This window comes from Pseudomonas sp. BN505 (assembly GCF_029873175.1).
Classification (GTDB): Bacteria; Pseudomonadota; Gammaproteobacteria; order Pseudomonadales; family Pseudomonadaceae; genus Aquipseudomonas; species Aquipseudomonas putida.
In genome coordinates this window covers 608,113-630,621 of the sequence record NZ_SSOI01000067.1, presented here as the reverse complement: position 1 = coordinate 630,621, position 22,509 = coordinate 608,113, and the positions used below count along the sequence as shown (strand labels likewise).

General features: G+C 63.4%; 14 protein-coding genes. 9 read left to right on the top strand and 5 right to left on the bottom strand.

Annotation, left to right across the window (positions count from 1 at the left end):
* Window positions 1–155: 155 nt before the first annotated feature.
* Together rlmJ and putP are read right to left on the bottom strand one after the other, a co-directional pair.
* The gene (rlmJ, locus tag E8E78_RS25295; RefSeq protein ID WP_016501929.1) at window positions 156–992 is read right to left on the bottom strand and encodes a 23S rRNA (adenine(2030)-N(6))-methyltransferase RlmJ; all 837 of its coding nucleotides are present in this window, start codon (window positions 990–992) and stop codon (window positions 156–158) included.
* A 186-nt stretch (window positions 993–1,178) separates the two neighbouring features.
* Window positions 1,179–2,657 (bottom strand): sodium/proline symporter PutP, encoded by a 1,479-nt coding sequence (putP, locus tag E8E78_RS25290; protein ID WP_041168145.1) that lies wholly within the window; start codon window positions 2,655–2,657, stop codon window positions 1,179–1,181.
* 355 nt (window positions 2,658–3,012) lie between these two features.
* On the opposite strand from putP, the gene putA reads away from it, so the two are divergent.
* Together putA and E8E78_RS25280 are read left to right on the top strand one after the other, a co-directional pair.
* On the top strand, window positions 3,013–6,966 hold the full coding sequence (gene putA / locus E8E78_RS25285) for a trifunctional transcriptional regulator/proline dehydrogenase/L-glutamate gamma-semialdehyde dehydrogenase (RefSeq protein ID WP_059394447.1): 3,954 nt from the start codon (window positions 3,013–3,015) through the stop codon (window positions 6,964–6,966).
* 271 nt (window positions 6,967–7,237) lie between these two features.
* Window positions 7,238–9,040 (top strand): acyl-CoA dehydrogenase, encoded by a 1,803-nt coding sequence (locus tag E8E78_RS25280; RefSeq protein WP_049277137.1) that lies wholly within the window; start codon window positions 7,238–7,240, stop codon window positions 9,038–9,040.
* On the opposite strand, the gene E8E78_RS25275 is transcribed toward E8E78_RS25280, so the two are convergent.
* Genes E8E78_RS25275 through E8E78_RS25265 form a run of 3 tightly spaced genes read right to left on the bottom strand, consistent with a single transcriptional unit; the run spans window position 9,037 to window position 11,933 of the window.
* Complete coding sequence (locus tag E8E78_RS25275; protein WP_049277136.1) at window positions 9,037–9,969, bottom strand: DMT family transporter; 933 nt, start codon at window positions 9,967–9,969, stop codon at window positions 9,037–9,039. The genes E8E78_RS25280 and E8E78_RS25275 overlap by 4 nt on opposite strands.
* 2 nt (window positions 9,970–9,971) lie before the next feature.
* Complete coding sequence (locus E8E78_RS25270; protein ID WP_049277133.1) at window positions 9,972–10,928, bottom strand: hypothetical protein; 957 nt, start codon at window positions 10,926–10,928, stop codon at window positions 9,972–9,974.
* A 24-nt stretch (window positions 10,929–10,952) separates the two neighbouring features.
* Entirely contained in the window at window positions 10,953–11,933 is a 981-nt protein-coding gene (locus E8E78_RS25265; protein WP_049277131.1) for a hypothetical protein, read from the bottom strand.
* A gap of 125 nt (window positions 11,934–12,058) precedes the next feature.
* Here E8E78_RS25265 and E8E78_RS25260 point away from each other — a divergent pair, with 125 nt between their 5' ends.
* From E8E78_RS25260 to yccS, 7 genes are all read left to right on the top strand, one after another.
* On the top strand, window positions 12,059–12,937 hold the full coding sequence (locus tag E8E78_RS25260; protein WP_049277129.1) for a LysR family transcriptional regulator: 879 nt from the start codon (window positions 12,059–12,061) through the stop codon (window positions 12,935–12,937).
* Between the two features lie 121 nt (window positions 12,938–13,058).
* The gene (locus E8E78_RS25255) at window positions 13,059–14,501 is read left to right on the top strand and encodes a TldD/PmbA family protein (RefSeq protein WP_049277128.1); all 1,443 of its coding nucleotides are present in this window, start codon (window positions 13,059–13,061) and stop codon (window positions 14,499–14,501) included.
* Window positions 14,501–15,820: a TldD/PmbA family protein gene (locus tag E8E78_RS25250; RefSeq protein WP_049277126.1), complete on the top strand. Its 1,320-nt coding sequence runs from the start codon at window positions 14,501–14,503 to the stop codon at window positions 15,818–15,820. The genes E8E78_RS25255 and E8E78_RS25250 overlap by 1 nt, the downstream gene beginning before the upstream one ends.
* 127 nt (window positions 15,821–15,947) lie before the next feature.
* Complete coding sequence (gene mdtD / locus E8E78_RS25245) at window positions 15,948–17,375, top strand: multidrug transporter subunit MdtD (protein WP_016501936.1); 1,428 nt, start codon at window positions 15,948–15,950, stop codon at window positions 17,373–17,375.
* A 113-nt stretch (window positions 17,376–17,488) separates the two neighbouring features.
* Window positions 17,489–18,826: an ATP-dependent RNA helicase DbpA gene (gene dbpA, locus E8E78_RS25240; protein ID WP_230676092.1), complete on the top strand. Its 1,338-nt coding sequence runs from the start codon at window positions 17,489–17,491 to the stop codon at window positions 18,824–18,826.
* Between the two features lie 148 nt (window positions 18,827–18,974).
* Window positions 18,975–20,156: an NAD(P)/FAD-dependent oxidoreductase gene (locus tag E8E78_RS25235; protein WP_016489502.1), complete on the top strand. Its 1,182-nt coding sequence runs from the start codon at window positions 18,975–18,977 to the stop codon at window positions 20,154–20,156.
* Between the two features lie 83 nt (window positions 20,157–20,239).
* The gene (gene yccS / locus E8E78_RS25230; RefSeq protein WP_049277124.1) at window positions 20,240–22,423 is read left to right on the top strand and encodes a YccS family putative transporter; all 2,184 of its coding nucleotides are present in this window, start codon (window positions 20,240–20,242) and stop codon (window positions 22,421–22,423) included.
* The last annotated feature ends 86 nt before the right edge of the window (window positions 22,424–22,509 follow it).

Genomic DNA, 22,509 nt, shown 5'->3' with positions numbered 1-22,509 from the left:
CGGGATTATAACGCAAACATGCGCGCAACGCGGCAACCTGTACTGGCCTCATCGCCGGCAAGCCAGCTCCCACAAGTACTGCATCTCCCTTGAGGGCAGTGGTGTTCCTGTGGGAGCTGGCTTGCCGGCGATGAGGCCGTTACAGGCAAGCAAAACTATTCGGCGATGAGCCAGTCCATGCGGTAGCTACCGTCCGTCTGGGCCAGCTCTTTGGCGAGCCACGGCAGCAGCTCCTTGAGCTCTTCTTCCAGGCCCCACGGCGGGTTGGCAATGGCTAGGCCCGAACCATTGAGGCCCTGTGGGCTGTCCTGGTGATGCACATACAGCTCGACCCGCAGCAGCTTCGGCGCGCCGGTGCTGGTCAGGTCCTGGTAGTAACGCGTCAGCGAGCGCTGGTCCTTGATCGGGTACCAGATGGCCGCGACAGTCTGGCGCATGCGGCTGATCGCCTCTTTCATGGAATTGGTGCAGCGCTTGAGCTCATCGGCCTGCTCGAACGGCGGGTCGATCAGCATGATCGCGCGCTTTTCCTGCACCGGCAGCAGGGCCCTGGGCACATGCCAGCCTTCGCCCAGGTGCACGACCACACGCGGGTCTTTTTTCATGTTCTCTTTGAGCAGCGGCCCGTCTTCAGGGTGCTTCTCGTTGAGCAGCGCGCGATCTTGCTGACGCATCAGGCGGCGCGCCAGTTCGGGCGAACCGGGGTAATAACGCAGCTCACCGTCGGCGTTCAGGCGCTTGATGACACGCAGGTAATCGGCAGCCATGGCCGGCACATCATCGCGGCCCCACAGGCGGGCGACCCCTTCCAGGTACTCGCCGGTGCGGGTTGCCTGGTCGCCTTGCAGGTCGTACAGACCGAGCCCTGCGTGGGTATCGATGTAGGCGAACGGCTGCTCCTTGCGCGACATCAAGGCGATGAGGCGGGTCAGCACGATGTGTTTGAGGACGTCGGCGTGGTTGCCGGCGTGGAAGGCGTGACGATAGTTCATGGCAACTCCTGCGAAGGCGGCAAGTTTACCTTGCCTTGCAGGCGGAGTCAGGCCTGGCTGCTGATCGGCGGCGCCTGCCTGGCGGGTAAACCCGCCCCCACAGGGCCTGCACAGTTCTCAGGACCCTGCGCAGTACCTGTGGGAGCGGGCAAGCCCGCGAAGAAGGCAACGCCGATTCAACGGGTATTACTTGTCAGCGTGATACGCCGCATCGGCAGTCTCGAAGCGCTGCACCATCGCTTTCGACGGGCTGCCCAGCTTGCTCACCAGAACAATGGCGATGCTCGCCAGCAGGAAGCCCGGAATGATTTCGTACAGGCCCCAGGTATCGATCTGCTTCCACAGGATCACGGTCAGTGCACCAACCACGATACCGGCCAGCGCGCCGTTACGGGTCATGCCTTTCCACAGCACCGAAATCAGCACCACCGGGCCGAAGGCCGCACCGAAGCCGGCCCAGGCATAAGCCACCAGGCCCAGCACGCGGTTTTCCGGATTGGCAGCCATGGCGATGGCAATCAGTGCCACGGCCAGTACCATCAGGCGACCGACCCACACCAGCTCGACCTGCGAAGCGTTCTTGCGCAGGAAGGCCTTGTAGAAGTCTTCGGTCAATGCACTGGAACACACCAGCAGCTGGCAGCTCAGGGTGCTCATCACCGCCGCAAGAATGGCCGACAGCAGCACACCGGCGACCCATGGGTTGAACAGGATCTTGGCCAGTTCGATGAAGACACGCTCATGGTTCTCGGTGACCGGGCCTGCCAAGTCAGGGTTGGCCGAGAAGTAGGCGATGCCGAAGAAGCCCACGGCACAGGTACCAGCCAGGCACAGGATCATCCAGGTCATGGAGATGCGGCGAGCCTTGGCGATGGATTTCACCGAATCGGCGGCCATGAAGCGCGCCAGGATGTGCGGCTGGCCGAAGTAGCCCAGGCCCCAACCCATCAGCGAGATGATGCCGATGAAGGTGGCACCTTTGAACATGTCGAAGTTCGCCGGGTTCACCGCCTCGATGGCAGCAAAGGTGGTGTCGAAGCCGCCAGTGGAAATCAGCACGATCACCGGGGTCAGGATCAGCGCAAAGATCATCAGCGAAGCCTGCACCGTATCGGTCCAGCTCACCGCCAGGAAGCCACCCACGAAGGTGTAGGCGATGGTAGCTGCGGCGCCAGCCCACAGGGCAGTCTCGTACGGCATGCCAAAGGTGCTCTCGAACAGACGGGCACCGGCAACGATGCCAGAGGCACAGTAGATGGTGAAGAACACCAGGATGACGATCGCCGAAATGATACGCAGCAGGCCGCTATTGTCTTCGAAACGGCTGGCGAAGTAGTCCGGCAGTGTCAGCGCATCACCGTTGTGCTCGGTCTGCACGCGCAGCCGGCCGGCCACGAACAGCCAGTTGAGGTAAGCACCAACGGTCAGGCCGATGGCGATCCAGGCCTCGGACAGGCCCGAGAAGTAGATGGCGCCCGGTAGGCCCATCAGCAGCCAGCCGCTCATGTCGGATGCGCCGGCGGACAGCGCGGTGACCACGCTACCCAGGCTGCGACCGCCCAGAATGTAATCGGAAAGGTTGTTGGTGGCGCGATAGGCGGCGAAGCCGATCAGCACCATTGCTGCGATGTAGATCACGAAGGTGATCGTTAGTGGATTGCCCATGCGTGTGCCCTGGCGTTTGTTTTTATCATGCGCAACCACAGCGATGGCGGTTGCACCCAGGCGGCGAATGCTATGCAACAACGCAAAGAAGGTGCAACCATTTTTCTTTTGCAAGTTGCACCCGCTTGAGCATTTTTTGTAAAAGCCAATTTTTTGCTCCTTTTTGGCGCATCAAGCCGATTTTTCAGATCAAAACGAACCGGAAACGCCCCTTTTCAGGGTGTGGAAATGTCTGTCAGACGAGTTGCACCTTTTACACAAAAAATTCGGGTTGCACCTGGTTGCACCCGAATTGTCCTACAGCTACTCTTGGCGCCAGCTTAGGCCACAGCCGTGGCAATAACGAGGATAAGAAATGGCGACGACCACCCTTGGGGTCAAACTCGATGACCCAACCCGTGAGCGACTCAAGGCAGCTGCGCAGTCGATTGACCGCACGCCGCACTGGTTGATCAAGCAAGCGATCTTCAATTACCTGGAGAAGCTCGAGGGTGGTGCCACCCTGACCGAACTCAACGGCCACGCCACCAGCCTAGCTGATGATGCCGGTGATGTTCAGGCCGACCACAGCCACCAGTGCTTCCTCGAATTTGCCGAAAGCATCCTGCCACAGTCGGTACTACGTTCGGCGATCACCGCCGCCTACCGCCGCCCCGAGCAGGAAGTGGTACCAATGCTGCTGGAGCAGGCGCGCCTGAGCGCACCGCTGGCCGAGGCCACCAACAAGCTGGCCGCTGGCATCGCCGAAAAACTGCGCAACCAGAAGAGCGCTGGCGGCCGTGCCGGCATCGTCCAGGGCCTACTGCAGGAGTTCTCGCTGTCGTCCCAGGAAGGCGTGGCGCTGATGTGCCTGGCCGAAGCCCTGCTGCGCATCCCCGACAAGGGCACTCGCGATGCGCTGATCCGCGACAAGATCAGCACCGGCAACTGGCAGCCGCACCTGGGCAACAGCCCCTCGCTGTTCGTCAACGCCGCCACCTGGGGCCTGCTGCTGACCGGCAAGCTGGTCAGCACCCACAATGAATCCGGCCTTACCTCCTCGCTCACGCGCATCATCGGCAAGAGCGGCGAGCCGATGATCCGCAAGGGCGTCGACATGGCCATGCGCCTGATGGGCGAGCAGTTCGTCACTGGCGAGACCATCGCCGAAGCACTGGCCAATGCCAGCCGCTTTGAGGCCAAAGGCTTCCGCTATTCCTACGACATGCTCGGCGAAGCCGCGCTTACCGAGCACGACGCGCAGAAGTACCTGGCGTCCTACGAGCAGGCCATCCACTCGATTGGCAAGGCCTCCCATGGCCGCGGCATCTATGAAGGCCCGGGCATCTCGATCAAGCTGTCGGCACTGCACCCGCGCTACAGCCGCGCCCAGTACGAGCGCGTGATGGAAGAGCTGTACCCGCGCCTGCTGTCGCTGACCCTGCTGGCCAAGCAGTACGACATCGGCCTGAACATCGACGCCGAAGAAGCCGACCGCCTGGAGCTGTCGCTCGACCTGCTGGAGCGCCTGTGCTTCGAGCCGTCGCTGGCGGGCTGGAACGGGATCGGCTTTGTCATCCAGGCCTACCAGAAGCGCTGCCCGTACGTGATCGACTACGTCATCGACCTGGCCAAGCGCAGCCGCCACCGCCTGATGATCCGCCTGGTGAAAGGCGCCTACTGGGACAGCGAGATCAAGCGCGCCCAGGTCGAGGGCCTGGAAGGCTACCCGGTCTACACCCGCAAGGTGTACACCGACGTGTCCTACGTCGCCTGCGCCCGCAAGCTGCTGGCCGTGCCAGAAGCCATCTACCCGCAGTTCGCCACCCACAACGCCCACACCCTCTCGGCCATCTACCACATTGCCGGGCAGAACTACTACCCGGGCCAGTACGAGTTCCAGTGCCTGCACGGCATGGGCGAGCCGCTGTACGAGCAAGTGGTCGGCAAGATTGCCGATGGCAAGCTGAACCGTCCGTGCCGCGTCTATGCACCGGTCGGCACCCACGAAACGCTGCTGGCCTACCTGGTGCGTCGCCTGCTGGAAAACGGCGCCAACACCTCGTTCGTCAACCGCATCGCCGACCACTCGATTTCCATCCAGGAACTGGTCGCCGACCCGGTCGCCAGCATCGAGCGCATGGGCACCCAGGAAGGCAACATCGGCCTGCCACACCCGCGTATCCCGCTGCCGCGCGACCTGTATGGCACCGAGCGGGCCAACTCGGCCGGCATCGACATGGCCAACGAACACCGCCTGGCGTCGCTGTCCTGCGCCATGCTGGCCACCGCTCACAACGACTGGAAGGCCGCCCCGCTGCTGGCCTGCGCCGCCAGTGAAAGCGCTGCCGCGCCGGTATTGAACCCGGCGGATCATCGCGACGTGGTCGGCCATGTGCAGGAAGCCACCGTTGCCGACGTCGACAACGCCATCCAGTGCGCACTGAACGCCGCGCCGATCTGGCAGGCCACCCCGCCCGCCGAGCGTGCTGCCATTCTGGAACGCACTGCCGACCTGATGGAGGCTGAAATCCAGCCGTTGATGGGCCTGCTCATCCGCGAGGCCGGCAAGACCTTCGCCAACGCCATCGCCGAAGTGCGTGAAGCCGTGGACTTCCTGCGCTACTACGCCGTGCAGGCACGCAACGACTTCAGCAACGACGCCCACCGCCCACTGGGCCCGGTGGTGTGCATCAGCCCGTGGAACTTCCCGCTGGCGATCTTCACCGGCCAGGTAGCTGCCGCCCTGGCTGCCGGCAACCCGGTGCTGGCCAAGCCAGCCGAGCAAACCCCGCTGATCGCTGCCCAGGCCGTGCGCCTGCTGCTTGAAGCCGGCATCCCAGAAGGCGTGCTGCAACTGCTGCCAGGCCGCGGCGAAACCGTCGGTGCCGGCCTGGTCGGTGACGAACGCGTCAAAGGCGTGATGTTCACCGGCTCCACCGAGGTTGCCCGCCTGCTGCAGCGCAACGTCGCCGGTCGCCTGGACAACCAGGGCCGCCCGATCCCGCTGATCGCCGAAACCGGTGGCCAGAACGCGATGATCGTCGACTCCTCGGCACTGACCGAGCAGGTGGTGATCGACGTGGTTTCCTCGGCCTTCGACAGTGCCGGCCAGCGTTGCTCGGCCCTGCGCGTGCTGTGCCTGCAGGAAGACTCCGCCGACCGCGTGATCGAAATGCTCAAGGGCGCCATGGCCGAAAGCCGCCTGGGCTGCCCGGACCGCCTGGCCGTGGACATTGGCCCGGTGATCGACGCCGAAGCCAAGGCCGGCATCGAGAAGCACATCCAGGGCATGCGTGAGAAAGGCCGTTCGGTCTATCAGGTCGCCATTGCCGATGCTGCCGAGGTCAAGCGCGGCACCTTCGTGATGCCGACCCTGATCGAGCTGGACAGCTTCGACGAACTGAAGCGCGAAATCTTCGGCCCGGTGCTGCACGTGGTGCGATACAACCGCCGCAACCTGGACCAGCTGATCGAGCAGATCAACGCCTCCGGCTACGGTCTGACCCTCGGCGTGCACACCCGCATCGACGAGACCATCGCCAAGGTGGTGGAAAACGCCAACGCCGGCAACATGTACGTCAACCGCAACATCGTCGGTGCAGTGGTAGGCGTGCAGCCGTTCGGTGGTGAAGGCCTGTCTGGCACCGGCCCGAAAGCCGGCGGCCCGCTGTACCTGTACCGCCTGCTGTCGACCCGCCCGGCCGACGCGATTGGCCGCCACTTCCAGCAGCAAGATGGCGAAGGCAAGCCAGACCGCACCCTGCACGAACAGCTGGTCAAGCCACTGCACGGCCTGAAGGCCTGGGCCGAGAACAACCAGCTGGCCGACCTGGCCGCGCTGTGCAGCCAGTTCGCCAGCCAGTCGCAGAGCGGCATCGCCCGCCTGCTGCCTGGTCCGACCGGCGAGCGCAACAGCTACACCATCCTGCCGCGTGAGCACGTGCTGTGCCTGGCTGACAACGAGGCTGACCTGCTGGCGCAACTGGCTGCAGTACTGGCCGTTGGTAGCTCGGCGGTGTGGGCTGACAGCGAACCGGGCAAGGCCCTGCGTGCCCGCCTGCCGCGTGAGCTGCAGGCCAAGGTCAAGCTGGTGGCGGACTGGAACAAGGATGACGTGGCGTTCGACGCCGTGATTCACCATGGCGACTCGGACCAGCTGCGCAGCGTGTGCCAGCAGGTGGCCAAGCGTGCTGGTGCGATCGTCGGTGTGCACGGGCTGTCCAGCGGGGATCACCAGATTGCGCTGGAGCGGTTGGTGATTGAGCGGGCGGTGAGTGTGAACACTGCTGCTGCCGGCGGTAATGCCAGCTTGATGACCATTGGCTGAGGCTGAGGGTTGTTGAAGAAAAGGGAGGGCTTCGGCTCTCCCTTTTTTATGGGTGCTGGGCTTGGGTTTGGATTTGGGCTGACAGGTGCTCGCCACAACATTTTCTGCGCCTGTCAGATCGGGCGGCGCTCGGTCTCACAGGCGCACAAAAAATCAAGGCAAGCACCTGTATACCCCACCCGTTCTAAACCCATATCACCCAAACCTATTAACCTCCCCCCACCCCACCCGATTCCCTACACTCGCAGCATCCCGCCTCAGGACCGCCACCATGCCCGAGACCCTGCTCAGCCCCCGCAACCTGGCCTTCGAGCTCTACGAAGTGCTCGACGCCCACGCCCTCACCCAGCGCCCGCGCTTCGCCGAGCACAGCCGCGAAACCTTCGACGCGGCACTGACTACCGCCCGCACCATCGCCGAAAAGTACTTCGCCCCGCACAACCGCAAGGCCGACGAAAACGAGCCGCGCTACGTGAACGGCCGCGCGGAACTGATACCCGAGGTCAAGCCTGCCGTCGATGCCTTCCTCAAGGCCGGCTTCCTCAACGCCAATCGCGACTTCGAGGTCGGCGGCATGCAGCTGCCCAGCCTGGTCTCGCAGGCGTGCTTCGCACACTTCCAGGCCGCCAACGCCGGCACCACGGCCTACCCGTTCCTGACCATGGGCGCGGCCAACCTGATCGAGAGTTTCGGCACAGACGAACAGAAACGCCTGTTCCTCCAGCCCATGATCGAGGGCCGCTTCTTTGGCACCATGGCCCTGACCGAACCCCACGCAGGCTCGTCCCTGGCCGACCTCCGCACCCGTGCCGAACCTGCGGGCGACGGCAGCTACCGGCTCAAGGGCAACAAGATCTTCATCTCCGGTGGCGACCACGAACTGTCGGAAAACATCGTGCACATGGTGCTGGCCAAGCTGCCGGAGGCACCGCCCGGGGTGAAAGGCATCTCGCTGTTCATCGTGCCCAAGTACCACGTAAACCCCGACGGCAGCCGTGGCCCGCGCAACGATGTACTGCTGGCCGGGCTGTTCCACAAGATGGGCTGGCGCGGCACTACCTCCACTGCGCTGAACTTCGGCGACAACGGCCAGTGCGTCGGGTACCTGGTCGGCCAGCCGCACCAGGGCCTGGCCTGCATGTTCCAGATGATGAACGAGGCACGCATCGGCGTTGGCATGGGCGCGGTGATGCTCGGATACGCCGGCTACCTGTATTCGCTGGAATATGCCCGCCAACGGCCGCAAGGCCGGCTGCCGGACAACAAAGACCCGCTCAGCCCGGCGCTGCCGATCATCGGGCACACCGATGTGAAACGTATGCTGCTGACACAGAAGGCGTACGTGGAAGGCGCCTTCGACCTGGGCCTTTATGCCGCGCGCCTGTTCGACGATACCAACACCGCCGATGATGAAACGTCGCGCACACAAGCGCAGGCGCTGCTCGACCTGCTGACCCCGATCGTCAAGTCGTGGCCCTCGACGTTCTGCCTCAAGGCCAACGAACTGGCGATCCAGATTCTCGGTGGCCACGGCTATACCCGCGAATACCCGGTGGAACAGTACTACCGCGACAATCGCCTGAACCCGATCCACGAGGGCACCGAAGGCATCCAGTCACTCGATTTGCTCGGCCGCAAGCTGGCACAGAACCATGGTGCCGGGCTCAAGCAACTGATCCGCCTGATCGCCACCACCGGCGAACGTGCAAGCCACCACCCCAAACTCGACCCACTGCGCCAGCCACTGGAGCAACTGGTCAACCGCCTGCAGGCCGTGACACTGGCCCTGCTCGGCGACATGGCCCAAGGCGAAGTCGCTGGTGCCCTGGCAAACTCGGCCTTGTACCTCAAGGCCTTCGGCCATTGCGTGATCGGCTGGCGCTGGCTGGAACAGGCCATTCACGCCGAGCTTGGCCTGCAGAAAGGTCACCCTGCCGATCGCGACTTCTATCAGGGCAAGCTGCAGGCCGCGCGTTATTTCCTGACCTGGGAAGTACCGGGCTGCCATCACGAACTGGCTCTGCTCGAGGCTCGCGACAACGCCTGCCTGAGCATGCAAGAAGAGTGGTTCTAAGGGGTGCCTCCATGTTCGACGCTCGCTGCCCGCCCCGACCTGCGTGGGTTACGAGTAATAGCGAGGCCTGTCGCGACCACTGCGATGCCCACATAGGTCGTCCAGTGGATTGCGTCGCCGAACATCAGGGCAGCCCACAGCAGCGTGACCGGAGGCTCCAGATAAACCAGCGCCGACACGCGGGTCGCCGACAGCTTTGTCAGCAATATCCAAAGGCTCAAGTAGGCGATGAAAGTCGAGAACAGCGTCAGCCAGGCAACTGCCGCCCACACCTGCGTACTGGCAGGCACTTCGATCAAGCCCAGCGGCAAGCCTGTGGCAGTAAGCAATACCAGCGTCGCAGTGGACTGCAGAAACAGTGGCATCAGCAAGCCATCCTTGCTGTGGTCTGTTGCCATGACCGATTGCCGCCGCTGATAGAGAGTGGCGATGGACAGCGTGATAGCGGCGATCAGCGGCAGCGCGTAAAGCCAGAGGTCCAGCCGGGTGGTGGAGAGGTTGTACTCACCGAAAATGACCACGCTCACGCCAGCAAAGCCAACTCCTAGCCCCACCCACTCCTGGCGGCCGCTGCGCTCATGCTGGTCCCTGTTGCTCATGGATGCCGTGATCAATGGCTGGAGCGCGCAGATGATGGCGGCTATTCCTGCCGGCAGCCCGCCCCGGATGGCGATATATACGCTGACCAGATAAGCGAACTGGGCTAAAAAACCTATCACCGTGTTGTAGCGCACCTGCGCCCACGACAGCGTACGCAAGCGATGCAGCACGAAAGGCAGGAGGCAGATGCTGACCAACAGAAACCGCCAGAACAGCAGGTTTATTGCGCCAGCTTCCTCCGTGCCCAGGCGGGCACCAATGAAGCCTGAACTCCACGAAAGAACAAAGATGATTTGCAGCAGAATCAGGTATGGCGCACTGCTTGGCATGATCACGCCCCTGTGTTGTGCAGTTCCTCGAACGTGATCGGCTCGATACCGATACGTGCATATTGTCGGGCGGCCGGCCGCTGCAAGGCCCAGTGCAACCCCAGCCAGTTGGGGATGGTCGTCGCAATGCCATCGTCGGAGGCCAGGTGCCAGAAGCGGTTGGAATCGTCACTGAAGCAGGGGCAGTGGAAGGACAGCACCAGCGACATGCGTCGGCCACTGATGACAGGGCGAACGCCGTGGAACAATCGACTGCCGTAAATGAACAAGGCATCACCCGACTGGTCCAGCCGTGCGGTTTCAAAAGTCCGGTAATCCAGGGCATCAAAGGTATCGACGGTACCGTTATGAAACAGGAACTCTCCCCCGCTGTAGTCGGAGCGATCCGACAGCACGATGTTCAACACATAGTTGGTGCCGTCTGTATGCCACATACCCAGTTGCTGCTGTTGCTCGGCTGGCTTTGGATAGAAGTAGTTGATCTGCGAGCGGGCATTGAGCATGGGGTAAGGTACAAGCGGCACGCCCGCAATACGCGAGACCGCCAGCAGGAATGCGCGACTGCACATCATGTCGTTGAGAAACGGCGACAGTGCGGTCACCCCTCGCGTACGCCGGGAGATGATCCAGTCACTGTCCCCGGCCCCTTGCTCCAGACGAGAACAGATGTCTTGCAACACCGCGACACCCTCGGCAGTGAACAAGCGTTGGACCACTGCCACCCCGGTGATGGTATCCACAGCAATTTTTCTGTGTGGGCTGTGGGCATAGCCCAGCTGATCAAGGGTTTTGGTGCCGCAGACGTTGTAGCCTTGACTTAGCAGGTCGTCACGCCAAGCTGGCTGCTCGCCCAACCAGGCCGGTGAAGACCTTGGTGCGCGTTTCAACGTCGACTTGAGTGCCAGCTTCACGCGGCCAAAGCCGCGTTCGAACAGGGGTAAGCTGTCTGAGTGATTCATGATCTGTGTGTCCCCGTGAAGTTGCTACTGGAGGTACTTCGCGATCTGGTAGCGCACCGAGCCATCGCCACTGGCGAACTCGTCCACCACACGGCAGTTGCAGTGCCGGGCTCGAATGCGACGAAACTGTTCGGGCGTGTACTTGAGGCAGATGTTGGTCAGCAGGTAACCCTGCTCCTGCAGGCGCTGCACAGGCTGGAGGGTCACGGCTACGTGAACCGACTCATCCAGAATGCGAAGGGGGACGAGAATCGCCTCGTGATCGCCCGAAGGTTCGAACCCTTGTTGAAGCGCGACCATCCTGGAGAACTGGAGCATGTTGCGGTTGGCATAGAACGCGAGAATGGCACCTTCCAGGCCTTGTTCGTATACCTGCATTTCCGAAAGGATGTAGGTCGAGTCACCCGCCAGGCTGCGTATCAGCCTGCCCGTGCTCACTGGCAGCTCGTTGCCTTCCTGGAAACCCAGCAGGGTGATCAGGGTGACTTCCTGATCGTGCCGCAAAGCCTCGTGAGTCACTGTGCGATAGTCGGCGGCGATGTAGTTGAAGCTGCCATCTGCTTGCACGATGGGCCGCAAGGCATCTCTCATGGCAGCTTCGGAAGTCTGGTTGATATCGATCGCGGTGTAGCGAATGGAGCTGGAGGTCTCTGCCATGCGCTTGAGCAAGCAGGTGCTTTTGACCGGCTCGGGGCCCAGCTCGACATAGTGCACGCGGCGCCCGCTAGCTAGCGCCGCCAACCGCTCGGCAACGTTGGCGATGACACTTTTGAGAGCTCCGTGCCCTCGCGTGTCGGCACATAACCCCTCCTCACCAATACCTTGCTCATTCAAGGCTCGCATGAGCAGAAATATCTCGTGATTGAAATGCTGCTCACCGTCAGGCCTGGAGTCAGGCTGGAGCAGGGTAGAGTACTTCTCATGGTTCTCGACAGTCCAAAGCCGTGCGTTCTGGTAGCTGGGGGTGTGTACCAGTGCATCTACAACGAAGTCGTTCAGGCTCATCCGTATCATTCCATTGCATTTTCGAGGGGCAACCGTGCTGTAGCCACACAGTAGGAGGGGGTATAAAGCCTGTACAGTTGATTAAATCGAAGTGCTGGTTCGATCCGACCAAATCAGGTGGTTACATGGGTAAAGCCCTCGACATAGACGTATTGAGAACCTTCCAGGCAGTCGCCCGGCTTGGTCGCTTCAAGGATGCAGCCGACTACGTACACCGCAGCCCATCGGCAGTGACCACGCAGATCCAGAAGCTGGAGGAGAAGGTCGGCCAACAATTGTTTGCCCGCAGCAACCAGTCGGTGGAGCTGACCTCGGCAGGCCGGCACTTGCTGGGTGAGGCAACCCGCTTCTTGATGGCCCATGACCGGCTGCTGGCTACGCTGTCGTCGCAGCAGATCACTGGCAAGGTCCGCCTGGGTGTACCGGACGGCTATGCCGCCAACCTCATGAGCGATTTTTTACCGGTGTTCGTCGCCAGTAACCCGAAACTGGAACTGGAAGCGGTGGCATGCTCCAGCGCAGAACTCATCGACCTGTTTGCGCGACAACGACTGGACCTGGCAGTGGCGGTCAGCAGTGAACACTGGCAGCAAGGTGAATGGCTTCGCACCACCCAGCCGCGCTGGGCCGCTGCGCCTGGGTTCGAGTACGATGCCAGTCGCCTCTTGCCACTGGCACTGCAGCTGAAGGGCTGCCCCTACCGAGAAGCGGCCCTGCAGGCGTTGAAGGCTCACGGCATTGCCTACCGTATCCTGCTTGAAAGCGCCAACTGGCATGCGGTGCTGGCTTGCATGCGCAGTGGCCTGGCTGTCGGCATTGTCGAAGGGCTGGACAGCGGCGATACATCGCTCGCGTTCATGGAAGGGAGGGGCCTGCCCGCGCTCCCGGAACATCACCTTTACCTGCTGACGGATACCTCCCACCATGTCGCGTTGCAACTGAACGAAATGTTGAAAGCGGCCATTCAGAAAGATGGGCTGTCAGCAACCGGCGTTATTTCCTGACCTGGGAAGTACCGGGCTGCCATAATGAGCTGGCATTGCTAGAGGCGCGCGACGACACTTGCCTCACCATGCAGGACGAGTGGTTCTAAGGGGGAGCCACCGTGTACACGGAGGCTTTTGCATGTTCGATTCCAGCGCCCTGCTACGCCAGCGCTTTGCCGCGCTGCGCAGTACGGCCGAGTTGTTTTCCCTGCGCCATGTGAAACAGTCGCACCAGGCGCTGTCGGTTCGCCGCAATGTTGCCGAACCGCCGCTCTTCAGCCAGGACGAAGGCGCCATGCTAACCGTGCGGGTCAATCTCGTGGAGGCCTATGCGGCCACCGCCGACCTCTCCCAGGCTGGCCTGCAACGCGCATTGGAACAAGCCGAGGCGCTGGCCCGGCAGATTGCCCGACACAGCCTGCTGGACCTGCGCAACCAGCCGGTGACCAGCGCACGCCACGACCATATCTCGCCCAACTTCGACCAGCCCGTCCCCTCCCTCGCCGACTGCCTTGGCCTGCTCGCCGCCGAATCGGCCAGCGTGCCCAAGGACAGCCGCCTGGTGGACTGGCAGGCCAGTCTGGGCCTGAGCCTGGTGGAGCAAACCTACCTGAACTCCGCGGGCGCCGAACTGCGCCACGCACAGCGTTTCCTGTTCCCGGGGCTGGGCGTAACCGCCAGCGATGGCCAGGACAGCCAGAGCCGCAGCCTGGGCCGCGACAACTTCGGCCAGCAGGGCGGTTTCGAGATAATCGAGCGCTGCGGGCTGGTCGGCGCCGCCCGGAAGGTGGCCGACGAGGCACTGCAACTGCTGCTGGCCCCCAACACCCCCAGCGGCCCGCGCGACCTGCTGCTGATGCCCGACCAGATGATGCTGCAGATCCACGAGTCCATCGGCCACCCGCTGGAGATGGACCGCATCCTCGGCGACGAGCGCAACTACGCGGGCACCAGCTTCGTCAAAGCCAGCGACTTCGGCCACCTGCAGTACGGTTCCAGCCTGTTGAACGTGACCTTCGACCCGACCATCGGCGAAGAACTGGCCAGCTACAGCTTTGATGATGACGGCACTCCGGCCAGCAAGCAGTTCCTGATCCGCGACGGCCTGCTGCTGCGCCCACTGGGGGGCGCGCTGTCGCAGTTCCGTTCTGGCCTGGACGGCGTGGCCAACAGCCGCGCGTGTGGCTGGAACCGTGCACCGATCGACCGCATGGCCAACCTCAACATCGAACCGGGTGATCAGAGCCTGGAGCAACTGGTGCAAGGCATCGAGCACGGCATCCTGATGCGTACCAACCGCTCGTGGTCCATCGATGATGCGCGCAACAAGTTCCAGTTCGGCTGTGAATATGGCCAGTTGATTGAAAACGGCGAGCTCAAGGGCATCGTCAAGAACCCCAACTACCGCGGCATCTCCGCGCAGTTCTGGCGCAACCTGTCGGCCGTCGGCGACCGCAGTACCTTCCAGGTACTGGGCACGCCCAACTGTGGCAAAGGCGAACCTAACCAGGTGGTGCGGGTCGGCCATGCCTCGCCGGCCTGCGTATTCCGCCAGATCGATGTATTCGGAGGAGACGCCTGATGAAGCACGCTTTCGAAACACTTGTCGGGGATGTACGCGCTGCCCTGCAAGCTGGTGAGCAGTTCACCCTTGGCTACAGCGCAGAACAGTCGCAGTTCGTGCGGTTCAACCACGCCAAGGTGCGCCAGGCCGGGGAAGTGAACCAGGCAAGCGCGCAACTGCGGCTGGTGCGCGATGGCCGCCAGGCGGAACAGCAGGTGACCTTGAGTGGCGACGTGCAACTGGACCGCCAGCGCCTGAACGATGCCCTTGAGCAACTGCGCCAGACCTTGCCGTTGCTGGCCCTCGACCCGTACCTGCGCCTGGACGAAAGCGCCTGGCAAAGCCACAGCCTGCTGGACCATCCCCTGCCCGCACTGGACGAAGTACTGGCCCTGCTCGACCGTGAAGCTGGCGACCTGGACCTGGTCGGCATCTACGCCGCCGGCCCGATCTGCCGGGGCTTTGCCAGTTCGTTCGGGGCCTTTGGCTGGCACCAGGCCAACAGCTTCAACTTTGACTGGAGCCTGTTCCACGAAAACGGCCAGGCGGTGAAGGCCAACTATGCCGGCCAGCAGTGGAGCGCCGACGACTTCACCGAGCGCCTGCGCCAGGCACGTGAACAACTGGGCTTCCTCGGCCGCCCGGCAGTTACCCTCAAGCCTGGCAGCTACCGCGCCTACCTGGCGCCTGCGGCCATGGACGAAATCGCCGGCATGCTGTGCTGGGGCGGTTTTTCCGCACAGGCCCTCGCCACCGGCAACAGCGCCTTGCAGCGCCTGTACAACGGCGATGCACGGTTAAGCCCGCTGGTGAGCTTCACCGAGCAGGTCTGCGGCTCGCTGAGCCCGGCGTTTTCCGATGAAGGGGCGCCACGCCTGGATGTGCCGTTGATCCAGCAAGGCGCGGCGCAGCAACGCTTGATCTGCGCACGCAGCGCGGTCGAGTTCGAGCTGCTGGCCAATGGCGCCGACAGCTACGAGTCGCCCTGCGCGCTCAGCCTGGCGCCAGGCAACCTGGCCAATGAGCAGGTCCTTGAGCGGCTTGGCACCGGGCTGTACATCAGCAACCTGTGGTACCTGAACTACTCTGACCTGCCGGCAGCACGCATGACCGGGCTGACCCGCTTCGCCACTTTCTGGGTGGAAAACGGGCAGATCGAGGGGCCGGTGAGCACCATGCGCTTCGATGACAGCCTGTACAGTTTGCTGGGCAACCAGCTGGAGGACCTGACCCAGGAGCGCGAGATGATCTTGTCGACCAGTACCTATGGCCAGCGCAGTACCGGGTCGAGCCATTTGCCCGGGGCACTGGTCAAAGGCCTGACCCTGACATTGTGACTGGACTTGCCGGCCCTTTCGCGGCTTAAGGGGCTCCCACAGGATTTCCACTGCCCTCAAATGTAGTGATATCCCTGTGGGAGCGGCTTTAGCCGCGAAAGGGGCGGCACTGACAAACGAGGAAGTCATGCCTGAGCGCACCCCGCTGGACCCCGTCACCGCCCGCTGGATCCCCTGGGTGGTGGCCATCGCTTTCTTCATGCAGTCCCTGGACGGCACCATCCTCAACACCGCGCTGCCGGCCATGGCCCGCTCGCTGTCCGAAGACCCGCTGCGCATGCAAGGCGTGATCATCGCCTACATGCTCACCGTGGCCCTGCTGATCCCGGCTTCGGGCTGGATCGCCGACCGTTTTGGCACCAAGCGCATCTTCTTCAGCGCCATCCTGCTGTTCAGCTTCGGCTCGCTGCTGTGCGCCGCAGCCAACAGCCTCGGCTTCCTGATCTTCGCCCGCGTGGTACAGGGCCTGGGCGGTGCACTGATGCTGCCGGTCGGGCGGCTGGTGGTGCTGCGCGCCTACCCGCGCAGCGAGCTGGTGCGGATCATGAGTTTCATCACCATCCCTGGCCTGCTCGGACCACTGCTGGGGCCAACCGTCGGCGGCTGGCTGGTGGAAATCCTCAGCTGGCACTGGATCTTCCTGCTCAACCTGCCAGTCGGCCTGATCGGCTGCATTGCCGTCTGGAAGTTCATCCCGGACCTGCGCGGTGCCGAGCGAACCTCGTTCGACGGTCCGGGGTTCCTGTTGTTTGGTGCAGCGATGGTATTGATCACCATCGCCATGGAAGGCCTGGGCGAGTTGCACCTGCCGCACCTGCGGGTGATGTTGCTGCTGTTCGCCGGCATGGCCTGCCTGGCCGCCTACTGGCTGCGCGCGGGGCGCGACCCGGAGCCGCTGTTCTCGCCCAGCCTGTTCCGCGTGCGTACCTTCGCCATCGGCATCCTCGGCAACCTGTTCGCCCGCCTGGGCAGCGGCGCACTGCCGTTCCTGGTGCCGTTGCTGCTGCAGGTGGCACTGGGCTACTCACCCGCCCAGGCCGGTATGAGCATGATCCCGCTGGCGGCAGCGGCCATGCTGGCCAAGTCTGTCGCAAGGCCGCTGATCGAGCGCTTCGGCTACCGCATCATCCTCACCGGCAACACCTTGTTGCTGGGCCTGCTGCTGGCCAGCCTCGGCCTGGTCGATGAGCAGACACCCTACGCAGTGCTGCTGATCCAGCTGGGCCTGCTGGGCGCGGTCAACTCCATGCAGTTCACGGCCATGAACACGGTAACCCTGATCGACCTCGATGACGCCAGCGCCAGCAGCGGCAACAGCCTGCTGTCGGTGGTCGCACAATTGGCGCTGAGCCTGGGCGTGGCCTGTGCCGGCGCCTTGCTTGGAGGCTTTACTGCCGCCGGTAGCGCCGAGGGTGTGGAAAGCACCCTGGGCGCCTTCCAGTTGACGTTTGTCACCATCGGCGTGATGGCCATGCTGGCGGCAGCGATCTTCCTGCAACTGGCGCCGACGGACGGAAGGCGTGCCCGTCGTCCGGAACAACACATGGAACCGTAGGGCGAATGGCCACGAGGCTGGTAGACTGTGCGGCATTTTTTCGCTTCGCAACGCAGGCCCGCCTCGTGACCACCGAATCCACCGCCTTTGCCACTTTGCCGTTGTCCGCCGCCATGCTGGCGAACCTGGACGCCCTCGGCTATGCCTCGATGACGCCGATCCAGGCCCAGAGCCTGCCCGTCATCCTCAAGGGCCAAGACCTGATCGCCCAGGCCAAGACCGGCAGCGGCAAGACCGCCGCCTTCGGCATCGGCCTGCTGAACCCGATCAACCCGCGCTACTTCGGCTGCCAGGCGCTGGTGCTGTGCCCAACCCGCGAGCTCGCCGACCAGGTGGCCAAAGAGCTGCGCCGCCTGGCCCGCGCCGAGGACAACATCAAGATCCTCACCCTGTGCGGTGGCGTTTCGCTGGGCCCGCAGATCGCTTCGCTGGAGCACGGTGCGCACATCATCGTCGGTACCCCGGGGCGCATCCAGCAGCACCTGGACAAAGGCACCCTGGTGCTCGACGGCCTGAACACGCTGGTGCTGGACGAAGCCGACCGCATGCTCGACATGGGTTTCTTCGACGCCATCGCCAGCATCATCGGCAAGACCCCATCGCGCCGCCAGACCCTGCTGTTCTCGGCCACCTACCCGTCCGGCATCAAGCAGCTGGCCGCCGACTTCATGCGCAACCCGCAGCAGGTCAAGGTCGAGAGCCTTCACACCGACAACCAGATCGAACAGAGCTTCATCGAGATCGACCCACAGCACCGCCTTGAAGCCGTCACCCGTGTGCTCGGCCACTACCGCCCGCAATCCTGCGTGGCGTTCTGCTTCACCAAGCAGCAGTGCGAGGACGTGGTTGCCCACCTGACGGCCAAGGGCATCGTCGCCCAGGCCCTGCACGGTGACCTGGAGCAACGCGACCGTGACCAGGTACTGGCCATGTTCGCCAACCGCAGCAGCTCGGTGCTGGTGGCCACCGACGTGGCCGCGCGCGGCCTGGATATCGATGGCCTGGACATGGTCATCAACGTGGAGCTGGCGCGTGATGCGGAAATCCACGTGCACCGCGTGGGCCGTACCGGCCGTGCTGGCGAGAAAGGTGTGGCGGTAAGCCTGGTGGCACCGGCAGAAGGCCACCGTGCCCAGGCCATCGAAGACCTGCAGAGAAGCCCGCTGCGCTGGGACTCGCTGGACAGCTTGAAGAGCAAGGGCGGTGAACCGCTGCTGCCGGTGATGACCACGCTGTGCATTGCCGCAGGCCGCAAGGACAAACTGCGCCCTGGTGACATCCTGGGGGCACTGACCGGTGATGCCGGTATCCCCGGCAAGCAGGTGGGCAAGATCGCCATCTTCGACTTCCAGGCGTTTGTTGCCGTGGAGCGCGCGCTCGCCAAGCAGGCCATGCAGCGGCTGAACAGCGGCAAGATCAAGGGCCGCGCCCTGAAAGTCCGCATTCTCTGACATTTTTTGGGGCTGCTCTGCAGCCCATCGCCGGCAAGCCAGCTCCCCACAGGATCACCACAGGCCTCAGGCTTGTGCACGGCCTGTGGGAGCTGGCTTGCCGGCGATGGGCCGCACAGCGGCCCCAAACTACCCATGAGGTAACACCGTGCACTCCACAGACGTGATCATCCTCGGCGCCGGCGCCGCCGGCCTGATGTGCGCCCAGCTCAGCGCCCGCCGTGGCCGCCGGGTGCTGCTGCTCGACCACGCCAACAAGCCGGGCAAGAAAATCCTCATGTCCGGCGGCGGGCGCTGCAACTTCACCAACATGTACACCGAGCCCGCCAACTTCCTGTCGCACAATGCGCACTTCTGCAAGTCGGCCCTGGCCCGCTATACCCAGTGGGACTTCATCGAGCTGGTGTGCAAGCACGGCGTGGCGTACCACGAGAAGAAGCTCGGCCAGCTGTTCTGCGACAACAAGGCCAGCGACATCCTCGACATGCTGCTGGCCGAATGCGACGAGGCCGGCGCCGAGATCCGCATGCACACCAGCATCGAACACATCGAGAAGACCGAAAGCGGCTACCTGCTGCAGACCAGCGGCGGCCAGTTCGCCTGCCAGTCGCTGGTGATCGCCACCGGCGGCCTGTCGATCCCGACCCTGGGCGCCACCGGCTTCGGCTACCAGGTGGCGCGCCAGTTTGGCCACACCCTGCTGCCAACCCGCGCCGGGCTGGTGCCGTTCACCATCACCGAGCCCCAGCTCAAGGCACTGTGCACCGAGTTGTCCGGTACCTCGCTGGACTGCACCGCCAGCTGCAACGGCACCAGCTTCCGCGAGAACCTGCTGTTCACCCACCGCGGGCTGAGCGGCCCGGCGATCCTGCAGATTTCGTCGTTCTGGGAAGCCGGTGACACGGTCGAAATCAACCTGCTGCCGGACCGCGATGCGCTCACCTGGCTGCAACAGATGCAGGCCGAACGTGCCAATGCCGAACTGAAGACCGTGCTGGGCGAGGTATTCACCCGCAAGCTGGCCAACCTGCTGGCCGAGCAATGGTTCGAGTCCAGGCCGATGAAGCAGTACACCCCGGCGGAACTGGCGCAAATCGCCGAAAAACTGGCGAACTGGCAAGTGGTGCCGGCCGGCACCGAAGGCTACCGCACCGCCGAAGTGACCTTGGGCGGCGTGGATACCCGCGAAGTGTCGTCCAAGACCATGGAATCGCTGAAAAGCCCCGGGCTGTACTTCATCGGGGAAGTGCTGGATGTCACTGGCCACCTGGGCGGTTTCAACTTCCAGTGGGCCTGGGCATCAGCCAACGCCGCGGCGCAGTTCGTGTAGAGTAGAATCCATTCAGCAGCACGGAACGCTTCTTGCTGGCCCGTGCTGCAATGCATTCTTCGCTCACTGCCTAGCAGGCCATCATGTCATCGAGCTCGTTCCGTCAGTCACTGCGTCGCCTGTGGGGCCAAGACAAGTTCAGCTACAGCATCCGGGTCACCATCGCCCTCACCGGCAGCCTGGCCCTGTGCTGGTACCAGAACGAGATGGCCCTGCTGATTCCGCTGTTCCTCGGCATCATCGCCAGCGCCCTGGCCGAGACCGACGACAGCTGGCAGGGCCGCCTCAGCGCCCTCGCCGTTACCTTGGTATGTTTCGCCATCGCTGCGCTGGCGGTCGAGTTACTGTTCCCCTACCCCTGGATATTCGCCATCGCCCTGGCTTTGGCGGCGTTCGGCCTGACCATGCTCGGCGCCTTGGGCGAGCGCTATGGTGCGATTGCCTCGGCGACACTGATCACGGCGGTTTACACCATGATCGGTGTGGACCAGCGCGGTGGCCAAGTGACGGACTTCTGGCACGAGCCCCTGTTACTGGTGGCCGGTGCGGCCTGGTACGGGCTGCTTTCGGTACTGTGGCAGGCGCTGTTTTCCAACCAGCCGGTGCAACAGAGCCTGGCCAAGCTGTTCTTCGAACTGGGCAGCTACCTCAAGCTCAAGGCCAGCCTGTTCGAGCCCATCCGCACCCTCGACGTCGAGGCCCGGCGCCTGGAGCTGGCCCAGCAGAACGGCAAGGTGGTGGCAGCGCTCAACGCAGCCAAGGAGATCATCCTGCACCGGGTAGGCAACAGCCAGCCCAATTCCAAGGTCAGCCGCTACCTCAAACTGTACTTCCTGGCCCAGGACATTCACGAGCGGGTCAGTGCCTCGCACTACCCCTACAACGGCCTGACCGAAGCGTTTTTCCACAGCGACGTGATGTTCCGCTGCCAGCGCCTGCTGCGTAAACAAGGCTCGTCGTGCCAGGAGCTGGCCCGCTCGATCCGTCTGCGCCAGCCGTTTGTGCTGGCCAGTGGTTACCCAGAAGCCCTCGAAGACCTGAACGCCTCGCTGGAGCACCTGCGCCTCCAGAACAACCCGGCCTGGCGCAGCCTGTTGCGCTCGCTGCGGGCACTGGCCGCCAACCTGGCAACGCTGGACCGCCTGCTAAGCGCCGCCAGCAACCCGGACAGCCTGGCCGATACCAGCGACAGCAGCTTGCTCGACCGCTCGCCACGCTCGCTGAAGGACGTGTGGAAGCGCCTGCGCACCCAGCTCACGCCGACTTCGCTGTTGTTCCGTCACGCCCTGCGCCTGCCGCTGGCTCTGTCGATCGGCTACGGCATGGTGCACCTGATCCACCCGACCCAGGGCTACTGGATCATCCTCACCACGCTGTTCGTGTGCCAGCCCAACTACGGTGCAACCCGGCGCAAGCTGGTGCAGCGAATCTTCGGCACCGCCGTCGGCCTGACAGTGGGCTGGGCATTGTTCGACCTGTTCCCCAACCCGGTCATCCAGTCGCTGTTCGCCGTGGTTGCCGGGGTAGTGTTCTTCGTCAACCGCACCACCCGCTACACCCTGGCCACGGCCGCGATCACCCTGATGGTGCTGTTCTGCTTCAACCAGATCGGCGATGGCTACGGCCTGTTCCTGCCGCGCCTGTTCGATACCCTGGTGGGCAGCCTGATCGCCATCCTGGCGGTGTTCCTGTTCCTGCCGGACTGGCAAGGGCGACGGCTGAACAAGGCGCTGGCCAATACCCTGGCCTGCGCCAGCGTGTACCTGCGCCAGATCATGCAGCAGTATGCCCACGGCAAGCGCGACGACCTGGCCTACCGCCTGGCCCGGCGCAACGCCCATAACGCCGACGCCGCGCTGTCCACGACCTTGGCCAACATGCTGATGGAGCCCGGGCACTTCCGTAAGGAAGCCGACGTCGGCTTCCGCTTCCTGGTGCTGTCGCACACCTTGCTCAGCTACCTATCGGGGCTGGGCGCGCACCGTGACACGGCCTTGCCGGCAGAGGTGCAGGAGCAGTTGATCGAGGGCGCCGGGCAAAGCCTGGCCAGCAGCCTGGACGAGATTGCCAACGGCCTGGCCGCACGGCTACCGGTGGCGATTCACAGCGATGCCGAAGAGGCGCTGGCCAATGCGCTGGAGCAGATGCCGGACGAGCTGGATGAACATCAGCGGTTGGTGCAGACACAGTTGGCGTTGATTTGCCGGCAGTTGGGGCCGTTGCGGACCTTGGCGGCACACCTGATCAAGGAAGGTGCTCCGGCCTGATTTTTGGGTGCCTGTGATTGCCTCTTCGCGGGTAAACCCGCTCCCACAGGGACTTCACAGGGCTTGAGACATATGGAGTACCCGCG